The organism is Rhizobium sp. SJZ105, assembly GCF_007828365.1.
In the GTDB taxonomy this organism is placed as follows: Bacteria; Pseudomonadota; Alphaproteobacteria; order Rhizobiales; family Rhizobiaceae; genus Agrobacterium; species Agrobacterium tumefaciens.
Genome location: NZ_VIUP01000001.1, coordinates 1,379,389 through 1,401,766 on the forward strand (window position 1 = coordinate 1,379,389; position 22,378 = coordinate 1,401,766).

16 protein-coding genes and 1 tRNA gene are annotated in these 22,378 nt (G+C 60.4%); 8 read left to right on the plus strand and 9 right to left on the minus strand.

Annotation, left to right across the window (positions count from 1 at the left end; genetic code table 11):
* Position 1: 1 nt before the first annotated feature.
* The 4 genes from FB593_RS06925 to FB593_RS06940 are packed head-to-tail and all read right to left on the minus strand — an operon-like array spanning position 2 to position 4,542.
* On the minus strand, positions 2-2,269 hold the full coding sequence (locus FB593_RS06925; RefSeq protein ID WP_141193533.1) for a chemotaxis protein CheA: 2,268 nt from the start codon (positions 2,267-2,269) through the stop codon (positions 2-4).
* A gap of 16 nt (positions 2,270-2,285) precedes the next feature.
* Entirely contained in the window at positions 2,286-2,651 is a 366-nt protein-coding gene (cheY1, locus tag FB593_RS06930) for a chemotaxis response regulator CheY1 (protein WP_003493773.1), read from the minus strand.
* On the minus strand, positions 2,648-2,947 hold the full coding sequence (locus FB593_RS06935; RefSeq protein ID WP_003514997.1) for an STAS domain-containing protein: 300 nt from the start codon (positions 2,945-2,947) through the stop codon (positions 2,648-2,650). The genes cheY1 and FB593_RS06935 overlap by 4 nt, the downstream gene beginning before the upstream one ends.
* On the minus strand, positions 2,947-4,542 hold the full coding sequence (locus FB593_RS06940) for a methyl-accepting chemotaxis protein (protein ID WP_244420493.1): 1,596 nt from the start codon (positions 4,540-4,542) through the stop codon (positions 2,947-2,949). The genes FB593_RS06935 and FB593_RS06940 overlap by 1 nt, the downstream gene beginning before the upstream one ends.
* Positions 4,543-5,058: 516 nt before the next feature.
* Here FB593_RS06940 and FB593_RS06945 point away from each other — a divergent pair.
* The 7 genes from FB593_RS06945 to mnhG all read left to right on the plus strand — a co-directional run bounded on the left by FB593_RS06945 (position 5,059) and on the right by mnhG (position 11,543).
* Positions 5,059-5,436, plus strand: coding sequence for a hypothetical protein (locus FB593_RS06945; RefSeq protein WP_038489792.1), 378 nt, complete (start codon positions 5,059-5,061; stop codon positions 5,434-5,436).
* A 106-nt stretch (positions 5,437-5,542) separates the two neighbouring features.
* Complete coding sequence (locus FB593_RS06950) at positions 5,543-8,461, plus strand: monovalent cation/H+ antiporter subunit A (protein ID WP_003514994.1); 2,919 nt, start codon at positions 5,543-5,545, stop codon at positions 8,459-8,461.
* Entirely contained in the window at positions 8,461-8,796 is a 336-nt protein-coding gene (locus tag FB593_RS06955) for a Na+/H+ antiporter subunit C (protein WP_003514993.1), read from the plus strand. The genes FB593_RS06950 and FB593_RS06955 overlap by 1 nt, the downstream gene beginning before the upstream one ends.
* Positions 8,793-10,439: a monovalent cation/H+ antiporter subunit D gene (locus FB593_RS06960; RefSeq protein ID WP_003514992.1), complete on the plus strand. Its 1,647-nt coding sequence runs from the start codon at positions 8,793-8,795 to the stop codon at positions 10,437-10,439. The genes FB593_RS06955 and FB593_RS06960 overlap by 4 nt, the downstream gene beginning before the upstream one ends.
* Complete coding sequence (locus tag FB593_RS06965; RefSeq protein ID WP_003514990.1) at positions 10,436-10,924, plus strand: Na+/H+ antiporter subunit E; 489 nt, start codon at positions 10,436-10,438, stop codon at positions 10,922-10,924. Before FB593_RS06960 ends, FB593_RS06965 begins: the two co-directional genes overlap by 4 nt.
* Complete coding sequence (locus FB593_RS06970; protein WP_003514989.1) at positions 10,921-11,202, plus strand: K+/H+ antiporter subunit F; 282 nt, start codon at positions 10,921-10,923, stop codon at positions 11,200-11,202. The genes FB593_RS06965 and FB593_RS06970 overlap by 4 nt, the downstream gene beginning before the upstream one ends.
* Complete coding sequence (gene mnhG / locus FB593_RS06975) at positions 11,199-11,543, plus strand: monovalent cation/H(+) antiporter subunit G (protein ID WP_003514988.1); 345 nt, start codon at positions 11,199-11,201, stop codon at positions 11,541-11,543. Before FB593_RS06970 ends, mnhG begins: the two co-directional genes overlap by 4 nt.
* 246 nt (positions 11,544-11,789) lie before the next feature.
* Here mnhG and FB593_RS06980 read toward each other — a convergent pair.
* The 5 genes from FB593_RS06980 to FB593_RS07005 all read right to left on the minus strand — a co-directional run bounded on the left by FB593_RS06980 (position 11,790) and on the right by FB593_RS07005 (position 18,184).
* Positions 11,790-11,865: transfer RNA gene (locus tag FB593_RS06980), tRNA-Phe, on the minus strand.
* Between the two features lie 285 nt (positions 11,866-12,150).
* A complete protein-coding gene (locus FB593_RS06985; RefSeq protein ID WP_013635445.1) occupies positions 12,151-12,573 on the minus strand; it encodes a hypothetical protein in 423 nt (140 codons plus the stop codon).
* 169 nt (positions 12,574-12,742) lie between these two features.
* Positions 12,743-14,959 (minus strand): 3-hydroxyacyl-CoA dehydrogenase NAD-binding domain-containing protein, encoded by a 2,217-nt coding sequence (locus FB593_RS06990; RefSeq protein ID WP_145166406.1) that lies wholly within the window; start codon positions 14,957-14,959, stop codon positions 12,743-12,745.
* Positions 14,960-15,146: 187 nt separating this feature from the next.
* On the minus strand, positions 15,147-16,355 hold the full coding sequence (locus tag FB593_RS07000) for an acetyl-CoA C-acetyltransferase (protein ID WP_013635443.1): 1,209 nt from the start codon (positions 16,353-16,355) through the stop codon (positions 15,147-15,149).
* Positions 16,356-16,387: 32 nt separating this feature from the next.
* Positions 16,388-18,184, minus strand: a complete 1,797-nt coding sequence (locus FB593_RS07005) for an acyl-CoA dehydrogenase C-terminal domain-containing protein (protein ID WP_065658363.1) — start codon at positions 18,182-18,184, stop codon at positions 16,388-16,390.
* A gap of 376 nt (positions 18,185-18,560) precedes the next feature.
* Between FB593_RS07005 and podJ the strand changes: the two genes are divergently transcribed.
* Complete coding sequence (gene podJ, locus FB593_RS07015; protein ID WP_145166408.1) at positions 18,561-22,334, plus strand: cell division protein PodJ; 3,774 nt, start codon at positions 18,561-18,563, stop codon at positions 22,332-22,334.
* The last annotated feature ends 44 nt before the right edge of the window (positions 22,335-22,378 follow it).

A 22,378-nucleotide genomic window follows, 5' to 3' on the forward strand; every position in this document is an offset into this window, starting at 1 on the left:
TTCAACCCGCCGCCGCGAGTGACATTTCCTGTTTCAGTGGCTGCCCGCGCGAAGCGCTGACGATGGCGTCGACATCCAGAATGAGCGCAACGCGTCCGTCACCCAGAATGGTGGCGGCGGCAATGCCTGGAACATGGGTATAGTTGGCTTCCAAAGACTTGATGACGACCTGGCGCTGTCCCTGGATCGCATCGACCATCAGGGCGCGCTGGCCGCCGCCTTCCGATTCCACCAGAAGCGCCACGCCTTCCACAGGATCGGCCTGGGTCGGACGGAAGTTCAGAACGCGTCCCACGTCGACCAGCGGGCAGAAAGAGTTGCGGATGGAAATCAGCCGCTGGTTGGCGCCGAAGGAGTGAATGTTCTTCGCTTCCGGCTGCAGGGTTTCCACGATTGCCGTCAACGGAACGACAAGCGTCTGGCCGGCCACGGTTACCACCATGCCGTCGAGAACGGCAAGCGTCAGCGGCAGGCTCATGGTGAAGGTCGAGCCAAGACCGGGGCGCGAGGAGATGTTGATGCGGCCGCCGAGCGCCTGAATGGAACGCTTGACCACATCCATGCCGACACCACGGCCGGAAATGTCGGAAATCTTGTCCGCGGTAGAGAAGCCCGGCGCGAAGATCAGATTGTCGATCTCCTCGTCCGTGAGGTTCGCATCGGCGGCAATGAGATCGTTGTCGATCGCCTTCTGGCGAACGCGCTCGCGGTTGATGCCCGCGCCATCGTCCTGAAGCTCGATCAGGATGCGGCCCGACCGGTGCTTGGCCGAAAGCTTGATGGTGCCTTCCGGGTTCTTGCCAGCGGCTTCGCGTTTTTCCGGCGTTTCGATGCCGTGGTCCACCGCATTGCGGATCATGTGCGTCAGGGGTTCGGCCAGCTTGTCGATGACCGTCTTGTCGACTTCCGTGTTCTCGCCTTCGGTAACGAGGCGGATCTGCTTGCCGATCATGTCGGCAACTTCGCGAACGATACGCGACATGCGCTGGAAGACAGGCTTCACCGGCTGCGCACGGATCGCCATGACGCTGTCCTGGATTTCGCGCGTCAATTGCTGGAGTTCGTCGAGACCCATGTTGACGGCAGACGTGCCGCTCGCATCGTTTTCGATGACGCTCTGCGACAGCATCGCCTGATTGATGACAAGCTCGCCGACGAGGTTGATCAGGCGGTCAACACGGTCGAGATCGACACGGATGGTCTGGCCGGCGCTTGCATTGGCCGCGGCATTGGCATTCGCCTGCGCTGCGGCCGGCGCTGCCGCAGCCTCACGCTTTTCGATGGCGGCGTTGACGCTCTGGGCGATCTGCGTCGTTGCGACGGCAGCCTCGACGACTGCGGCAACGTAGGGCTCTTCCGCCCCGGCGGTCACAACGGCCGGTTCCCCTTCCGCATCGCCGTCGAGAGCCGACAGGTCGAACGGAACCGGGATCATCGGCAGCTCTTCCGCATCCACAGCGGTTTCCGAAAGAATCGGGGTGATTTCGAGATCGCAGTCCCATTCGGCGAATTCGAAGACGCTGCGGATACCCTCTTCACCCTTGTCGGTCGAGATCGAAACCGTCCAGGAGAAATAGGACGCTTCTGGATCGAGCTTGTCGAGCGAGGGCAGTTCCGACAGGTCGCAATTGACGCTCATCTCACCGATGCGCGAGAGATCGCGCAGGAGAAGGGCTGCTTCATTGCCTTTCGAATAAAGCGATGCGTGCGGCTTGAAGGTTATCTGGAAAGACGGCGTCTCCATCAACGGCGTCGTTTCATCGGCAAAGTCCGAGAAGGAGAACGGGATAGGCTCGAAACCGCTATCGTCCGTCGGCTTGGGCGCAACGGGTTCCGGCATCTTTGCGACAACCGGCGCTGCCACCGGCGCGGATGCGTGGACGGTTTCGCCGTTGGCCAGGGCTTCCAGTTCCTTGACGAGGCCACGGGTGCGGCTTTCGTCGACGCTGCCGCCGTCTCTTGCCGCATTGGTCAGGTCCGCCAGCACGTCGGCGGAACGCAGCATGACTTTCAGGACGTCCTGTGTCGGTTCCAGCTTGTTGGAGCGAACGCAGTCGAGGGTCGTTTCAAAAACGTGGGCGAAGGCCACGAGATCATCCAGACCGAAGGCACCCGCCCCGCCCTTGATGGAATGAACGGCACGGAAAACGGCGTTGACGGTTTCCGGATCACGGTCACCGTCATTCAATTTAAGAAGCCCCGATTCCAGTTCCGCGAGTTGTTCCTCGCATTCCTGGAAAAAGATTTCCTTGATTTCGTTCATATCCATCGTGAAATGTCCCGTATCAGGCAGTTACGCGTTCAATGGCATCGATGAGCTTCGCAGGATCGAATGGCTTGACGATCCAGCCGGTCGCACCGGCCTGACGGGCGCGGTTCTTCTTCTCTGCGTCGCTTTCGGTCGTCAGAACGAGGATCGGTATGGCCCGGTACTTCTCGTTGCGACGCACACCCTCGATGAAGCCGAAACCGTCAAGACGGGGCATGTTGATATCGGTCACGATGACGTCGGGGTTGCTCTGCTCCAGCACTTCGAGACCCTCAATGCCGTCTTCGGCCTGAATTGTCTCGAAACCGGCATTGTTGAGCGTGACCAGGAGCATGTTCCTGATCGTTCTGGAATCATCCACAGTAAGAACTTTTTTCTTCACTTCTTGATCTCCTTCAGGAGCAAATGATCGATTTCGACGCCTATCAGTTTCATGGTCTTGTCGAATGCATCGGACACTCTGGCAAAACCGAACGGCTTGCCGTCCTCTTCCCAGGACTTCGCACCGGCCATCAGGACCTGGGCGCAAAGCGCACCGATACGTTCCACCTCGGACGCATCCACCGACAAAGGTGCTCCTCTCAGCGTCATCAGCTTGCCGTGCAGCGCCGATGCCTCGTTGAGATCCAGCACCGGTGACAGTCTCAGCGTCGCCTCAGCTGCTTTTCTGGCTGCCATTACATGACTCCTTGGCGTCTGAATTGTTGGTAATCCTGGCCGTAATCCGTGCGGTTATCCGCACGGGCCACAAATGATGTGTCCTGCCGAGCCGTAGCGGCGACAGCTGCCGCCTGTCCCTGACGGGCAATGCGGAATTCGCGAATGGTGCGGCCGAGTTCCAGAATGACAGTGTGAAGCGTATCGGCCTCCGAGGAGCCATTGCCCATATCGGCAAGGTTCCGGTCTGCCTGTCTTTGCTGTTCACCGATGTCGGCAGCGACTGATTGCAATTCGCCGGCGTGCTCTGCCGCGTGCCGGGAGACCTCGGTGATCATGTCGTTGATGCCGGATACCTGCCGGACAACACCGCCGATTGCGTCCTGCGTGCGGTTGACCATGTGCACGCCGCCTTCGACCTGCTTTTTCGTGGAGCCAACGAGGCTTTTGATCTCTCTTGCAGCGTCTGCGGAACGCTGGGCCAATGCCCGGACCTCCTGCGCGACAACGGCAAAACCGCGTCCGCTGTCACCGGCGCGTGCTGCCTCGATGCCGGCGTTGAGGGCGAGAAGGTTCGTCTGGAAAGCGATCTCGTCAATCGTGCCGATGATCCGTCCGATCTGCTCGGCGGATTGCTCGATATCCGACATGGCGTTTATCGCCTCGCCGATTGCCTTGCCGCTTTCGACCGCCGCCTCACGGGCATGGGAAACCGCCGTCTCCGCCGCCGAAATGCGGGCGCCGTTTTCGGCCACATCCCCGATCATCGTCTGGATCGCACGGGAGGTCTCGGCAAGGGCCGCGGCCTGCTGGCGGGAGCGCTCCGCCATTGAACGGCCAATGTCGGCAAACCGTGCGCTCAGCGCCTCGGCTTCGCCGATGCTGTTTTGCGCCGATGTCAGTGACGCGCCAATCGTCTCGAGTGCCGCATTGAAAGTGGCAGCAACGTCGCGGTAGGCGTCGGGCACGTCGCCGCCGATGCGGGCCTGCAAATCGCCTGCGGCAAATGCCGTCAACGCTTCGCCCAGCAACCTTGCAGCTTCAGAGCGGTCATTGTCACGCTGTTCTGCCAGTTCCCGGCCATGGCGCAGGCGCAATTCATTGAAGCGCAACGATACGGCAATCTCGGTATCGACCATCACCAGACGGACGACGTTCTTGACGGCTTCCGCCAGTTCGCGGCTCTTTTTGCGGTTGCCGGGCAGGATGGAGCGCGGCGCGTGCTCAGTCACCAGACCACCAAGAAGATTTTCCAAAACGACGGCATGGCTGGCGATCTGCCAGCGAGGATCGAGACCCATGCGACCGGCATTGTCGGAAAGCACTTTCACCCGTTCGGCATAAAGCCCATCGAAACGCGCATCGGTCAGCACGCTCCAGTGCGAGGATTGCAAATCGTGCAGGCGGTCGAGCTGGTTTTCGCTTTCGAAAGACGGCGAACAGTCCGGCATAGACTGGAAACGGTTCATCACATCGCGCAGGCCAGCCTTAACGTAAGGCTCCAGCATACTGCGATAATTGCGCAGGAAATCGGATTGCGTCTCGTCGAGGCCGGCAAAGCGCAACCGCCCCGCCAGGCTTGCGCCTGCCGATCTCCGCGCTTGTTCTGATGGCAAGTCCTGCCCCAACCGACGACCCCAATAATATGACGGCCGGTAAAACCCGGCCAAATGGCAAGGTTCAGAACGCCAGCACCCTTACGGGGGATTTTTGAACGAACATACCCATCGCGGACGATGCGGCATCGACGCTTGCCTGACCTTCTTGAACCAAGAAACGAAATACCGGATCGGGCCCGGTACGGCAGTGCGGCGTCATGCCTGGAAGGGGAGATAACCCCATTCCGCCGTGGAAATACCATCAATCTTTATGGTTAATTCCTTGCTTGAAAGTTAAGAAACATCAGCACCGGCGTCAAACGGTAAAATTTGTAAAAGCTTTTAGCCGTTGTCGCCCCTACTTTGCCGCAAACGGGCAAAAACGAAAAGGAATCGGACGCGACGGGCGGTTTTTCCAGCCTGTGCGCTGGACAAGCGTGTCCGCCTTCCCCTAAAACAAATCAACGGGATATTCGCTCAGCGGTGATGCTTTAGAGAGACCTTTACGATCAAGGAGACGCCAACTTGTTACGGATGGAGAAATGCCGCTGTTCAAGGCGCCATCCGCAAGTGTTGATCGGTCTTGTGGTTGCGAGCCTGCTCGTCATCATCGGCTTTCAGGCGCCATCCGGCATCAAGGCAATCTCAAAGACCAGCCGTCTGGAACGATTGCAGACGGCTGACCTAAGCCACTCCCCCTCGCTTCGCGATAAGGACTGCACCACCGGCGACGATCACGGCTGCAAGGCTCACAACGGTGCTCCGGGGCTTCGCCCCGTCGGTTTTCCCTCGACCATCCTGCGGATCGTGGCTGACGCCAAACCGGCCGTCACGCCTGTTGCCATCGCGCCACAAACTTTCCGAGACTTTGCGAACGTGGTTCCAAGAGCACCTCCGCATATTATCTCTTAGTCATTCCGGCGGTCCTCATCATTCGGTTCCTTGCGAACCTTGAGGGATCGGAGTCGTCGGAAACCCGCCGTAGGCTCCAATTCCAGAGAGAAAACCGCCGCCGCATATGACACTTGCAACCGTTCTACCATTTATTATCGCATTGCCGTTCGTCGGCGCACTCATAACGGCCTTCATGCCGCGCGAAGGCGCGGCCGCAAGCGCGGCCTACGTAGCTAGCGCCGTAGCCCTCTTCGGCCTGGTCGGCAGCATCCTTCTTTATCCAAATGTCAGTGGCGGTGGCGTGCTGAAATACGATGTGGAATGGCTGCCGCAGCTGGGGCTTAATTTTACCCTGCGGCTGGATGGCTTCGCCTGGATTTTCGCGATCCTCATTACCGGCATCGGCCTGCTCGTGGTTCTCTACGCCCGATATTACATGTCGGCCCAGGACCCTATTCCACGGTTTTTTGCCTTTCTGCTCGCCTTCATGGGCTCGATGCTCGGCATAGTGCTGTCCGGCAACGTCATTTTGCTGTCGATCTTCTGGGAAATGACCAGCATCTTCTCGTTCCTGCTGATCGGCTACTGGCACCAGAATGCCGGCGCGCGCGATGGCGCCCGCATGGCGCTGACCGTGACCGGCATCGGCGGCTTCAGCCTGCTCGCCGGGCTTCTGATACTCGGCCACATGGCGGGAAGCTACGATCTGGACAAGATCATCGCGGCCGGTCCCGATATCCGCGCCCATTCCCTTTATCTGCCCGCACTTATTCTCATCCTTGGCGGCGCGCTGACGAAAAGCGCACAGTTTCCGTTTCATTTCTGGCTGCCCAATGCCATGGCGGCGCCCACGCCCGTTTCCGCCTATCTGCACTCGGCCACCATGGTGAAGGCCGGGGTTTTCCTGCTGGCGCGGTTCTGGCCGGTGCTGGCAGGCACGCCGGAATGGTTCTGGCTGGTGGGTGCTGCAGGCGTCATCACCCTGCTGCTCGGCGCCTACTTCGCCATGTTCCAGCAGGACCTGAAAGGCTTGCTCGCCTATTCCACCATCAGCCATCTGGGGCTCATTACCACGCTTTTGAGCCTGGGCAGCCCGCTTGCGGCGGTTGCAGCGATCTTCCACATGGTCAACCACGCCACCTTCAAGGCATCGCTGTTCATGGCGGCCGGCATCATCGACCATGAAACCGGCACGCGCGACATGCGGCGGCTGAGCGGGCTTTACACCTATATGCCGGCAACAGCGACGCTCGCCATGGCGGCGAGCGCTGCAATGGCCGGCGTGCCCCTGTTCAACGGCTTCCTCTCCAAGGAAATGTTCTTTGCCGAGGCCGTCGAAACCCACGCAGACTCGCTGCTGGACCGGGCTTTGCCATACGTCGCGACGTTGTCAGGTGCCTTCGCCGTTGCCTACTCGCTACGCTTTATCCACACGGTCTTCTTCGGCCCCAAGCCGGTTGACCTGCCGAACCCCAATCCGCATGAGCCGCCGCGCTGGATGCGTTTCCCTATCGAGTTCCTGGTTTTCGCCTGCCTGATCGTCGGCATCGTTCCAAGCCTGTCGATCGGCCCGTTCCTGCATTCGGCCGTGCTTTCCGTTCTCGGTCCGCAAACGCCCGTCTACAGCCTGTCGATTTGGCACGGTTTCAACCTGCCGCTCATCATGAGTATTGCGGCACTCGGCGGCGGCGTTGCCATCTATGCCCTGCTCGGCGGCTATTTCTCCCGCTGCGACGACGGCCCGCCGATCTTCCGGCATCTTCGGGGACAGCGCATCTTCGAGCGCATTCTCGTCACCGTGTCCTGGAAGTGGGCGCGGTGGCTGGAAAGCACGCTCGGCACCCGGCGCCTGCAGCCGCAGCTGAGGCTTCTGATCCTCGTGGCGATTCTTGCCGGTTTCTCGCCGCTTTTCCTCTCGGAATTTTCATTGTCGCTGCCGCGCGTGACGTCCTTCGATCCGATCTTTGCCATTCTGTGGCTGATCGGCATGATCGCCGCGCTGGGTGCCGCCTGGCAGGCGAAATATCATCGTCTCGCCGCACTCATCATGCTCGGCGTCTCCGGCCTTGTCACCTGCCTCACATTCGTCTGGCTTTCTGCACCCGATCTCGCGATCACCCAGTTGCTGGTCGAAATCGTGACCACCGTTCTGATCCTGCTCGGTCTCAGATGGCTGCCGAAACGCTTCGAGAAGGTGGACAGCAGCGATGAATTGCCGGCGCAGCTTCGCCGCGCCCGTGACTTCCTGCTGGCCGCAGCAAGCGGCATTGGCATGTCCGTCATCGCCTATGCGGTCATGACCCTGCCCGTGCCGAACGCCATCGCGACCTATTTCCTCGAGCGCGCTTATTCGGAAGGCGGCGGCACCAATGTCGTCAACGTCATCCTCGTCGATTTCCGCGGCTTCGACACGTTCGGCGAAATCGCGGTGCTGGCGATCGTGGCGCTGACGGTCTTTGCGCTGCTTCGCCGTTTCCGCCCTGCGCATGAAAGCATCGGGGTGCCGGAACAGCAGCAGATGCAAAACGCCTTCGATGCGGAGCGGCCCGACCGCAGCAAGGGCGATACGGTGCGCGATTATCTCTATGTACCGTCCATCGTCATGCAATGGATGTTCCCGGTTATCGTCACCTTTTCGATCTTCCTGTTCATACGCGGCCACGATCTGCCCGGCGGCGGCTTTGCGGCCGGCATCACCATGGCAATCGCGTTCCTGCTGCAATATCTCGCCGGCGGCGCGCGCTGGGCGGAGGATCGCATCCGCATCCTGCCGCTGCGCTGGATGGGCTTCGGCCTTCTGATGGCGGCGGCAACCGGCATGGGATCATGGTACTTCGGCTATCCGTTCCTGACCTCTTATTTCCAGTACACGGAGATACCCTATATCGGCAAAATGCCGACGGCATCCGCCTTGCTGTTCGACCTCGGCGTCTTCTCGCTGGTCGTCGGCTCCACCGTTCTTATTCTTATAGCACTGGCACACCAATCGTTGCGTAACTACCGCGTTCGCACGCCTGAAGCCGCAAAAGCGGAGGACGTGTAATGGAACTCATTCTTTCAATCGGCATCGGCATCATGACCGGCTCCGGCGTCTGGCTGATCCTGCGCCCACGCACTTATCAGGTCATCGTCGGGCTTTCGCTGCTGTCCTATGCCGTCAACCTGTTCATCTTCGGCGTCGGCGGAATCAAGACCAATGCGCCGCCGGTGCTGGTGAACGGCGTCGACAGTTCCACGCTTGCCGACCCCGTGCCGCAGGCGCTGGTGTTGACGGCAATCGTCATCGGCTTTGCGACGACTGCGCTGTTCCTCGTCGTGCTTTTGGCCGCCCGTGGGCTTACCGGCACCGACCATGTGGACGGGAGGGAATCGAAATGATGTCGTTCCCCTTCCACATCGTCATCGCGCCCATTCTGGTGCCGCTGATCACCGCAGCCCTCCTGTTGTTCTTCGACGAGCGCCAGCGGGTGGCGAAGGCCGCCATCAGCCTTGCCTCGACCGTGATATTGCTTGTTGTCGCCATCCTGCTGTTTCGCGAGGTGAACTCGACGGTCAATACCGAGATTGCGGCGGTGGTTTCGAGCGGGGTCTATCTGCTCGGCAACTGGCCGGCGCCCTTCGGCATCGTGCTCGTTGCCGATCGCCTCTCCGGGCTGATGGTGCTTTTGACGGCACTGCTTGCCATTCCCTCGCTGATCTATTCGCTGGCGAAATGGCATAAGGCAGGCGCGCATTTCCATTCGCTGTTCCAGATGATGCTGATGGGCGTCAACGGTGCTTTCCTGACCGGTGACCTCTTCAACCTCTTCGTTTTCTTCGAGGTTATGCTCGCGGCATCCTATGGTTTGCTGTTGCATGGCTCCGGTCAGCAGCGCGTCAAGGCCGGGCTGCATTACATCGCCATCAACCTCGTCGCCGCATTGTTCTTCCTGATTGGCGTCAGCCTTATCTATGGCGTCACCGGCACGCTGAACATGGGTGACCTTGCCCACCGCATCGACGGCCTCAACCCGGACCAGCGCATGCTGCTTGAAACCGGCGCTGCGGTTCTCGGCATCGCGTTCCTGGTCAAGGCTGGCATGTGGCCGCTGAATTTCTGGCTGCCTTCCGCCTATGGCTCGGCTTCAGCACCTGTCGGCGGGCTGTTTGCTATCATGAGCAAGGTCGGCATCTATGTCATTGCCCGCCTATCCTTCCTGCTTTTCGGGCAGACGGCCGGGGAATCGGCCGGTTTTGGCCATGACGCCCTGCTTGTCGGCGGCATCGCCACCATCATCTTCGGCGCCATCGGCGTTCTCGCCTCGCAGGCGCTTGGGCGGCTGGCCGGGTTTTCGGTTCTAGTGTCCTCGGGAACGCTTCTCGCCGCCATGGGCACCGGCAATCCCACTGTTGCAGCCGGCGCGCTCTATTATCTCGTCAGTTCCACACTCACCATCAGCGCTTTCTTCATGCTGATCGAACTGGTGGAACGCGGGCAGGATGCCGGCGCGAACGTTCTTGCCGTAACCATGGAAGCCTATGGCGAGGGCGAAGAGGAGGAAGAGGAAGAAGAAGTCGGCGTGACCATGCCCGGCACCATGGCGGTGCTCGGGGCGTGTTTTGCAGCCTGCGGCATTCTCCTCGCCGGTCTGCCGCCGCTCTCGGGCTTCATCGCCAAATTCTCCATGCTGACCGCCATTCTCAACCCTTCAGGGCTGGGGGCCAATGACAGCGTCTCCACCCTTTCCTGGTGGCTGGTCTTCCTGATTGTCTTTGCAGGTTTCGCCTCGCTGATCTCGATGACCCGCGCGGGCATCCGCACCTTCTGGGCCTCCCTCGAAGGCACAGTGCCGCGTGTTCTCGTCATCGAAATAGCGCCCATCATGCTGCTGCTGGGACTGACACTCGCCATGACCGTGCAGGCGGGGCCGGTGATGCGCTACATGCAGGAGACGGCGCGTATTCTCGATCTGCCGGCCAGCTACATTCAGGGCGTCATTTCCGCCCCAAGAGCGGGAACCAATCCGGAGGCGCAGCCATGATAAGCCGTGTCCTGCCCTACCCGCTGCTGACGGTTTCGCTGATCATCTTCTGGATGACGATCAACAGCTTTTCAGCCGGACATCTGCTGCTAGGCACCGGTGTGGCCCTCATCGCCTCCTGGGCTATGGCGTCGCTCCGGCCGGCAAAACCGCGCATCCGCAACTGGCACAAGCTCGTCAAGCTGATCGCGATCGTGCTTTACGACATCGTCCTGTCCAATATTTCCGTCGTGAAGATCATTCTGTTCCAGCGCGAGAGAGATCGCAAATCCGGTTTCCTCGCGGTGCCGCTGGATATTCGCGATCCGATGGGATTGGCCGTTCTGGCGACAATCCTCACCTCGACACCGGGAAGCGCCTGGCTCGAATATAATTCCAGCCAAGGCACGCTTCTGCTTCATGTTCTCGACGATGAGGATGAGGCGGCCTGGATAAGCCTCATCAAGAACCGATATGAAAAACTGTTGATGGAGATATTCGAATGAGTTCGATTATCCTTTTCTGGTCCTTTTCGCTCGCGCAGCTGATGCTCGCCATTGCCATGACGATTTCCGTTTACCGCATCGCCATCGGCCCACGCGCCCAGGACCGGGTGCTCGGTGTCGACACGCTCTATGTCAACGCCATGCTGCTTCTCTTGACCTTCGGCCTGCGCACCGGCAACGACATCTATTTCGAAGCCTCGCTGCTCATCGCGATCCTCGGCTTCGTCTCCACCGTTGCCCTTTCCAAATTCATGATGCGTGGCGAGGTGATTGAATGAACAATGCCGCAGAATTTCCGCTCTGGGCCGCCATTCTGGTGGCGTTCTTCGTCCTTCTGGGCGCCTCGCTAACTCTGATCGGCACCATCGGCTTTGCCAAGCTCAACAGCTTCTACGAGCGCCTGCACGCACCGACGCTCGGCACCAGCTGGGGCACCGGCGGCATCGTCATGGCCTCCATCATCTATTTCTCCGTCTCCGGCGACCGTTTCGCCTTCCACGAGATCTTCATCGGCATCTTCGTGACGGTGACGACACCGGTTTCCCTGATGCTACTCGGCCGCGCCGCGCTTTATCGGGACCGGGCGGAGCAGAATACGGATAACCGGGAGCATCTGTAGCACCGCGGACTCAGATAATTTTTGCGTGAATTACCTTCCTGAAGATCAAGGAAACTCTCCTGCGACGAGTCTTATCCGATGATCCACTTGCGGGCGGCTTTCCGATTGTTGGACAAGTAGGCAGACGTAACGCATCGAGTTACATCGTCCGCGCTAAAAAACCGATGACAACGGAAGCAATCTGCTCTCGCCAGCGCGGAGGAGGCAACACGCATTCAATTCAGGAAAAAATGAAATTAAGAAGAATGGTGCCCGGAGGCGGATTTGAACCACCGACACGCGGATTTTCAATCCGCTGCTCTACCAACTGAGCTATCCGGGCACTTCAGGTCCTTGAAGAACCTCCGCTTTTGGCGGGCGGGGCTGTTTGGTGCCCCGAAAGTGAGCGGGGTTATAACATCTTGTTCGGACATGGCAAGCGCCATAGCGAAGTTTTTTGACAGTTTTTTCACGGCGCCTGTGGATGGCTGGAATACGTGCGCTGTGAAGGCCTTATCGTGGCTGGAAACGCGCTATCGGCAATCCGCCAGAACTGATCGACATCAGTCAGGTGGCGGATTCAGGCGCGGCTGATCCGGGCGAGCGGCGGTTGGGCGGCTTGGGGCAATTATGCCCCTTCCCTGCGCCGTGCGGCAAGTCCAAGCGCAAAAGGCACCACAGCCACCAGAGCCGCCATGACGGGTGAGGACGCGAAGATGCGGCTTGCAAGCGAGGTAACGGCAACGGAGCGCACAACCATCATCAGGCGCGAATTCTCGTGGTCTTTCTCGTGCCTGATATCTGTGGGTTTGTGGCGGGTTGGATGGGACGCCGATTCCAGCTTTTTCACATCGCGGCGCAGCTTTTCCAACTGTTTGCGGAGTTCGTCCAGTTCCGCGCGTATCGACTGGTCCACCGTAGCGGAAGCACGCGCCTCTCGGACAGCGGGCTTTTCTGCCTCTTTCTCCGCAGCTTCTTCATCAAGTTCAGCCAAGTGGTCGTCAAGGTCCGATGGTTTGTCGAAACCATGGGATCGCAGCGATGTCTTCATTGCAGTCTCCTGAAGTGTCCTGAATTGCGGCACCGGGCGCGCATCGCCCGTTCACGCCTTCTCAACGCCCCAGCCGGGCAAAGGATGCACATAAAGCGACGGTATCGGCACGATAGGCCGATAAAAAAACAGGCCCCGAAGGGCCTGTTCATTTGTGTGTCTTGAAGGCTTATGCCGCTTTCGCGGTGCTGCCATAGGGATCGAAGCGACCGTAGAAGGTCTCGCCCTTGGCCGCCATGTCCTTCAGAAGCGGCGTCGGCTTGAAGCGTGGGCCATAGGTCTCGCTCAGCTTCTCGGCCAGCGCCACGAAGGTCTTCACGCCCATGCCGTCGATATAGGAGAGGGCGCCGCCGGTGTAGGGCGCAAAGCCGAAACCGAGGATGGAGCCGACATCGGCCTCACGCGGGTCGGTGACGATGCCTTCTTCCACGGTGCGGGCGGCTTCCAGCGCCACGGTGACCAGAAAGCGCTGTTTCAGCACTTCCATATCCACATCCTCCGGCTTCTGCTGAGGATAGAGATCCTTCAGGCCGGGCCAGAGGGACTTCTTGGCGGGCTTTGGCGGGTAGTCGTAAAAGCCCTTGGCGTTCTTGCGGCCAAAACGGCCCTCGCCTTCCACCAGCTTCTTCACCAGTTCCATATGGCGCGGATCGACAGCCTTTTCACCGAGATCGGCAACGGTTGCTGTCAGGATCTTGTAGGAAAGATCGATTGCCACTTCGTCGTTCAGCGCCAGCGGGCCGACCGGCATGCCGGCGAATTTCGCGGCATTCTCGATCATGGCGGGTGGCACACCCTCGATCAGCATGTCGTAGCTTTCCGCCATGTAACGCAGCACGCAGCGATTGACGAAGAAGCCGCGCGTATCGTTGACGACAATCGGCGTCTTCCTGATCTTGGCCACATAATCCAGCGCGACCGCCAGCGCCTTGTCACCCGTTTCCTTGCCCAGGATGACTTCCGTCAGCATCATCTTCTCGACCGGCGAGAAGAAGTGGATGCCGATGAAATCCACCGGGCGCTTGGAGTTCTTCGCAAGCCCGGTGATCGGCAAGGTGGAGGTGTTGGAGGCGAAAATTGCGCCTTGCGGCAACACGGCTTCCACGGCCTCGATGACGGCCTTTTTCACGTCGCGGTCTTCGAAGACGGCCTCGATGACGAGATCGGCGTCGGAGAGCGCCGCGTAATCCGCTGTCGGGGTTACGAGGTCGAGCAAGGCCTTGCCTTCATCCTGCGTCAGCCTGCCCTTGCCAATGGCGGCCTTGACGCTTTCCTCGCAATGGCCCTTGCCCTTGTCGGCGGCTTCCTGATCGCGGTCCACTAGCGTGACGGGGATACCGGCTGCGGCAGTGACATAAGCAACGGCAGCGCCCATGAAGCCCGCGCCGACGACGCCGACCTTTCTGAACTCCGTCTTCGGCTGACCGGCCGGGCGGCGCGCGCCCTTGCCCAGTTCCTGCATGGAAACGAACAGCGAGCGGATCATGCCGAAGGCTTCCTTCGAGCGAAGGATTTCGGTGAAATAACGCTGCTCCACCTTCAACGCCGTATCGAACGGCAATTGCAGACCCTCATAGACGCATTTCAGGATAGCAAGTGCTGCCGGATAGTTGCCGGCGCTTTCACGGCGCAGGATCGCCGGAGCGGCCGGCCAGAGCTGGGCAGCGGCCGGCGTCCAGATGCCGCCGCCGGGGGCCTTGAAGCCTTTTTCATCCCAGGGGGCAACCGGCTTCAGGCCGTCCTTGATCATTTGCTTGGCAGCGGAAATGAGCTGATCCGGATCCACCACCTGATGAACCAGCCCCATGGCCTTAGCGCGCGCACCGGTCAGCGACTGACCGGTGGTCATCATCTGCAAGGCGGATTGCGCATCGGTCAGGCGCGGCACGCGCTGGGTGCCGCCGGCACCAGGGAAGATGCCGACCTTGACTTCAGGAAGGGCTATCTTGAGGCTCTTGGCATTCGACGCGACGCGACCGTGGCAGGCAAGCGACAGCTCGAAAGCGCCGCCCATGCAGGTGCCGTTGATGGCTGAGACCCAGGGCTTACCGTTGGTCTCCAGCTTGCGGAACAAGCCGGTCATGCGGCCGACCAGTTCGAACAGCTTGGCGGCTGCCTGATCCGGGTCCTTCGCCTTCTCGTCATTGTAGAAGGAGAACATCGACTTGATCATCGAAAGATCGGCACCGCCGGAAAACGTGCTCTTGCCGGAGGTGAAGACAACACCCTTGACGGCAGCGTCGGCGACAGTTGCGTCAACGATGGCGTTCAGTTCGTCCATCACCTCGGAAGTGAAGACATTCATGGACTTTTCCGGCATATCCCAGGTGACAAGGGCAACGCCGTCTGCGTCCGTCTCGATGGTGAAATTGGTATAAGTGCTCATTTTGGGATTCCTCTTCCCTGAATTTCGTTTCGCCGGACTTCCCGATCCCTCATTCCCGTGCCTGTCACAGGAACCCAGTCAGCCCAAGTCTTTGGGCTGGAAGACTCTCGCGCGCCGCAGACGCGGCGCTGCTGGGATCCCTGTGACGAGCAAAGGGATGAGGAGCCTGGGGTTAGCCCTCCGTAACTCAAACCCGCTCGATAACGGTCGCTGTGCCCATGCCCGCGCCGATGCAGAGCGTGACGAGCGCGGTGTTCAGATCGCGCCGCTCCAACTCGTCAAGCACCGTGCCGAGGATCATCGCTCCTGTCGCACCCAGCGGATGGCCCATGGCGATTGCGCCGCCATTGACGTTCATCCTCTCGTGGCTGATGTCGAAGGCCTGCATGTAACGCAGCACGACGGCGGCGAAGGCCTCGTTGAGTTCGAAAAGATCGATATCGGCAAGCGACATCCCGGTCTTTTTCAGAAGCTTCTCGGTCACATCCACCGGGCCGGTCAGCATCAGCGCCGGATCGGAACCGATATTGGCGAACGCCCTGATGCGGGCACGCGGTTTCACGCCCATCGCCTCGCCGCCCGCCTTGGAACCAACCAGAACGGCGGCCGCGCCATCGACGATACCGGACGAATTGCCCGCATGGTGCACGTAGTTGATACGCTCCACTTCCGGGTGCGCCATGATGCCAACGGCTTCGAAGCCACCCATTTCACCCGGCATCTGGAAAGAGGGGTTGAGGGAAGCCAGCGCCTGCATGTCCGTACCGGGGCGCATATGTTCGTCGCGGTCGAGGATCGTCAGGCCGTTGCGGTCCTTCACGGGGATAACGGACTTGTTGAAATAGCCCTTTTCCCAGGCATGCGCGGCGCGCTTCTGGCTTTCGACAGCATAGGCGTCGACATCGTCCCTGGAGAAACCGTATTTCGTGGCGATGAGATCTGCCGACACGCCCTGCGGCATGAAGAAGGCGGGGAAGTTGACCGAAGGGTCCATGTACCAGGCGCCACCAGACATGCCCATGCCAACGCGCGACATGCTTTCCACGCCGCCGGCAATGACGATATCGTCGGAGCCTGCCTTGACCTTGCCGGCCGCGAAGTTGATGGCATCGAGACCTGAAGCGCAGAAGCGCGAGATCTGCATTCCCGGTGCCTTGTTGGAATAACCGGCCTCGAAGGCGGCGGCTTTCGGGATAACTGCACCGGCATCCATGACAGGATCGACACAGCCCATGATGATGTCGTCGACAGCAGACGTATCGAGCCCGTTGCGGTCGCGGATGGCTTCCAGCGTCTTGGCGGCAAGGCGAACGGAGGGCACCTCATGCAGGCTGCCATCCTTCTTGCCGCGTCCGCGCGGGGTGCGGACATGGTCATAAATGTAAACGTCGGTCATTAACTCTCTCCCTCGGCGCGTGACACGCCCTGTCAGAATGCTTCCGCAGCCAGTTCCATCATGGTGTCCGCACCGGTTTCGATGCGGGCCTTGCGTAGCGCCGTTTCCGGCATGATGCGCTCCATATAAAACTTCGCCGTGACAAGCTTGGTCTTGAGGAAATCCTCGTCCGAAGTGCTACCTGCCGCAAGGGCTTCGCTCGCCGCCTTCGCCATGCGGGCCTGCATGTAACCCAGCACCACGATACCGAAGAGGTGCATGTAATCGGTCGAACCGGCACCGGCATTGTCTGGCTTGGCCATGGCGTTCTGCATGAACCACATGGTTGCGGCCTGCAGGTCGTTCAAGCCCTTCTTCAGGCCCTTTGTGTAAAGGCTGAGCTTTTCGTCGGCGCGGTTTTCCTCGCAGAAATCGCCGATTTCCTTGAACAGCGCCATGACGGCACGGCCGCCATTCATGCCGAGCTTGCGGCCGACCAGATCGAGCGCCTGAATGCCGTTCGCACCCTCATAGATCATGGTGATGCGGGCATCGCGGACATATTGGCTCATGCCATGTTCCTCGATATAGCCGTGACCGCCGAAGACCTGTTGCGCCATTACGGCATGGTCGAAGCCCTTGTCAGTCAGCACGCCCTTGAGGATCGGCGTGACGAGACCGAGCAGGTCATCTGCCGTCTGACGCTCTTTCTCGTCGGTCGACCGGTGGGCGATATCAGATTGCAGCGCGGTCCACAGAAGGAAGGCGCGACCAGCCTCGTTATAGGCCTTGATAGTCATCAGCGTACGGCGGATATCCGGGTGCACGATGATCGGATCGGCCTTTTTATCGGGGAATTTTGCCCCGGAAAGTGAACGGCCCTGAATGCGCTCGCGGGCATATTCGACCGCATTCTGATAGGCGATCTCACCCACGGACAGGCCCTGAAGGCCGACGCCGAGGCGGGCCTCGTTCATCATCACGAACATGGCGGAGAGACCCTTGTTCTCCGCACCCAAGAGATACCCCGTCGCATCGTCATAGTTCATGACGCAGGTGGCGTTGCCGTGGATGCCCATCTTGTGTTCGATCGCGCCGCAGGTGACGCCGTTGCGCTCGCCGAGCGAACCGTCCTCCTTCACGAGGAATTTCGGCACGATGAACAGCGAAATACCCTTGGTGCCTTCCGGCGCGCCCTCGATGCGGGCAATCACCAGATGGACGATATTGTCAGTCATGGAATGTTCGCCGGCCGAAATGAAGATCTTCTGGCCGGAAATCTTGTAGCTGCCGTCGCCCTGCGGAACTGCTTTTGTGCGCAGCAGGCCGAGATCGGTGCCGCAATGGGGTTCTGTCAGGTTCATGGTGCCGGACCATGTTCCCTCGACCATCTTCGGCAGATAGGTTTCTTTCTGCTCCTGCGTGCCATGGACGAGGACGGCAGCGATGGCGCCCTGCGTCAGGCCGGGATACATCATCAGCGACAGGTTGGCGGACGACATATACTCGCCAATCGCCGCATGCAGCGTATAGGGCAGGCCCTGCCCGCCGAATTCCGGCGGTACGGCGAGGCCGATCCAGCCGCCTTCACAATAGGCGTCGTAAGCCTCCTTGAAACCATCAGGAACGGAAACCGAACCATCATCTGCACGCTTGCAGCCCTGTTGATCGCCAGACAGGTTCAGCGGGAAAAGCCGCTCCTCGGCAAGTTTCGCCGCCTCGCCGGTAATAGCCTCGATCATGTCGGGGGTTGCATCCTCGAAGCCGGGCAGGTTGTTATACCGCTCGAGGCCAAGAACGTCGTTCAGAATAAAAAGCGTGTCTTTAACTGGGGCCTTGTAAACAGGCATTACCGATGTTCCTCCGCATCGTGAAAGCCGGAGCCGATCCGGCCGATATGGGATGACAATATTTGACGTGCGCGTAAACGTCAAATAAATTCCGGTCGAATGTCATGGCCCTTTTTCCGCGCAATGCTCGGCCAGCCCCACGCGAAAGCGTTACGCGCCGCAAAAGTTAAAAAATTCCAACCATAGTTAACCACTTCTTTACCACGTTTCGTGAATTCTCCGACACGAGGTAACTGCTTCGTCAATCGAAGCATTTTCCTCCATGGGGGCAAATACCGGCTCTAGAATTGCTGCATGTTGTGCGACGGCATTATCAGGCGGGTAGCCGTTGCAACAAACACCGGGCACGCCGGACGGAAGCGAAGCGAGCGAGAAGATGAACGGATTGCGATCGAAAAACCAAAGCCCGAGCGACAGGTCGTCTCTTGATGCTCTCAATCGCACCATTGAAGGCCTTGAAGCCCGCATCGAAGGGCTGATGAGCCAGAAATTTCCGCGCGACCCCCGCGCCACGACAGCTGAGCCGAAAAACGAGGCCCATGCCGCGCCGCGCGAGCCACGCGCCACCGTCACCCCGCCGCAACTCGACCCGGTCAACGAAATCCGCCAGCGCCAGCGCCTGCTTGAGGCAAGCTTCCAGCGCCCGCAGGAGCCCGTTGCGCGCCCGGAACGAACCATTACCAGACCGCTTGCGCCTGAATACCGGCCGAACGACGTGCAGAACGCGACGGCCAACCCCGCCCCGCGCGCGCGCTCCATCCCGCCCTATCAGGAGCAGCAGCGAAACGACGCGGCCTTGCAGGAGATCGCGCAGGCGCTCGTCAACCTGCGGCATGAGCTGAAGCACGATATTTCAGAAGGCGTGGCGCGCGAAGCGCAAGGGCTGCGAGCCGAAATCCGAAACATTCGCGCGATCGCGGAAGACCAGCAGTTCATCGGCGACCTGCGCGACGATATTGCAAGGCTTGCCGGCAGCATCGACCAGCTCGGCAATCTGGCCTCTCCCGATGCCTACGGGCTGCGCAATGAATTCGATGACCTGCGCCTCACCATCGATCAGCTTGCGCGTGAAGACAGCGTACATCGGATCGAAAGCCGCTGGAACACCGTGGAAGACACGTTGCGCGGCTTCGACACGGCCTCGCTGCAGGATGAAATCGTCTCGCTCGCCTATCGTCTCGACGACATCAAGACCCAGCTCGGCGGCATGAGCAACAATCCCGCCGTGCGCGTGCTTGAGGAAAAGCTGATCACCATCGCAAGCGCGGTGGAGCAGCTCGGCAAGCATATGCAGCCGAACGAGGCTGCCTTTACCGAACAGTTTTCCGGTCTGGACCAACGACTGGATGAAATCAGCCGCGCCATTGCCGCTACTGGCGCCCGCTCCAACAATGCACAGGCCACCGACAACGCACTGGCACAGCGGCTGGAAACCCGCCTGAACGGCCTTGCCGAACAGCTCGGTGATATCAATCGTATTGCCGCCGCAAAGCCCGATCCTGCTGTGGATCTCACCGCCCGTCTCGAAACGCTGGCCGCCAAGATCGACGAATTGAGCACGGCGCGCGACGCGGCACAGCTGCACGAGCGACTGGACCAGCTTTCCCTGCTTCTGGAGCGTTCGCAGCGCCCCTCACAGCAGGCGGAACTGACATCGTTTCTCAGCGACATTTCCCGCAAGATCGACGCGCTGGATCACGGCACTGTCAATGACGGCCTGGCGGAACGGCTCGACACGCTTTCCCGGCGCATCGAAGACCTTGACTATCGCTACAGCCAGCCGCAGCCCGTTGCTGGTTTCAACGAAGGCACTTTTTCGCGCCTGGAAGAACGGCTTGGCGATATCGCGGCCCGTCTGGACGAGACCGCCCATGCCGCACCCGCCGACAGCGGCGCTTTGCTCAGCCTCGAAAATCAGATCGCCCATCTCTCCTCGCTAATCAGCCAGCCGGGTCATCACCAGCCGGCGGGCATGTCGCCGGAACTCGATGCCCGCATGTCGGCGATCGAGGACTACATGGCGTCCAACGATGAGTATATCATCGAAGCGGCTCGACAGGCGGCCGAGGCCGTTCTGGACGCCTTTACGCGCAACAATGTCTCCTCCGGCGCAAACCTCGCCGATATGACGATGCTGACCGATCTTGCCACCGATCTGCGCAGCCTCGAGGCACTGAGCCGCAACACGGAAGAACGCACGCACCGCACCTTCGAGGCGCTGCACGAGACGCTGGTGCAGATTGCCGGTCGACTGGACAGCCTTGATAATCGCGCACCCGCTCCCGCCTATCGCGAAGAGGCAGCGCCACGCAACGTCGCGCAGCATATGATTACGCCCGCCCGCGAAGACGTGGCCATGCCGGCCGCCATCTTCCCGCAAGAGGGCTACATCACCGAAGAACAGCTTATTCTCGAAGACACGCGCGATGCCGGCGAAAACGGCGCGGATGCGATGGCAATCGTGCCGCCCGCCGCTGCAAAACCCGCAAAAGCAGAGAAAAAGAGCCTGCTTGCCGGCCTGACCAAGCGTTTCAAAACCGGCACGGCGAAGACCGCCAAATCGGCAGAAGAACCCGTATCGGCAACCACCACCCGCACGCAGGTGGAACCCGCCCCTTCGCTCGATCCGATCGACGTGCTGCCCGCGGGCCAGGAGAACGAACTTCTGGAGCCCGGCTCGGGCGCGCCTGACATCAAGAAAATACTGGAACGGGTGCGCGCCAGCCAGGTCGCTTCCAGCGGCAAGGCGGCGGACGCAGAAGGCCGCACGGATTTCATCGCCGCCGCCCGTCGCGCAGCGCAGGCTGCCGCCATGGAAACCTCCCCGGAGAAGCTTGAAACCGGCAAGAAAAATCGCAAGCCCGACGCTTCGGCGCTTTCACGTTATCGTCGCCCGCTGCTGCTCGGCATCGGCGCCATTCTTCTTGCGATGATGGCCATGCCGCTCGTCAAGACGATGATGGGCGGCGCGGAAGCCCCGGCACCGGTCATCGAAGAGAAGATGGGCGATGCCCCGGTCTCCGCACTTCCCGAGACCGGCGACAAGGCCGTGACCATTCCGTCCGAACTGGCTATCGATCCGCAGGAGGCGGCATCCGCCGACAGCATCGAAAACGCAGCACAATCGGAAAACACCATCGATCCGCGTACCATTGGCGGCGCGCCGCTTGCCAATGAACCGCCTGTTGCCGATGCGCCCGCTGTGGATGCGGCGACATCAGGCACTGTCGCACAGAGTGAGCCGCAGGCACCGGTGCAGGCCGCCACCACGGCTGCCGCCGCCCAGGGCGCGATCGCGGTTCCCGCCGGTATCGAGCCAGCATCGCTGGCGGAAGCCGCAGCGAAAGGCGACACACAGGCGCTGTACGAGATTGCAGCACGCTACACCGAAGGTCGCGGCCTTGCCGCCGATCGCACGGAAGCAGCCAAATGGTACAAGCTGGCTGCGGATCGCGGCCTTGCTCCCGCACAATATCGTCTCGCCAACCTTTACGAGAAGGCGAATGGCGTCGAGCGCAACCTTTCCGAAGCGAAGCGCTATTACACGCTGGCAGCAGAACAGGGCAATGCAGGCGCCATGCACAATCTCGCTGTCCTGCTCGCCTCCGATGCGGCCGGCCAGCCGGATTTCACCACCGCCGCGCAATGGTTCATCAAGGCTTCCGAACTCGGCGTCCGCGACAGCCAGTTCAACCTTGCCATTCTCTACGCGCGCGGAAGCGGCGTGAAGCAGGATATCGAGGAATCCTACAAGTGGTTCTCCATTGCGGCCAAGGATGGCGACACGGACGCTGCCCAGAAGCGTGACGAGGTTGCGGGAGCGATGAACCCGCAGCAGCTTCAGAGCGCACGTGCGAAAGCCGACGCGTGGAAGGTCAAGCCGCTTTCGGAAGACGCCAACAGTGTCAACCCGCCCGAGGAATGGGCTGGCAAGGACGGCGTGAAGACTGCCTCCGTGGACATGGAAAAGGCTATCCGCAACATTCAGGCGATCCTGAACAAGAACGGTTTCGATGCCGGCCAGCCCGACGGCAAGCTTGGCAAGAACACGGTTACCGCCATCAAGGATTTCCAGAAATCCGTTGGCCAGACACCCGACGGGCGCATCACCAACGAGCTGGTGACAGCGCTGCTCGCCCGCAACAAATAACCGTTTCGCAACGGACGAGGCGGCCTCACCGGCCGCTTCCCCGC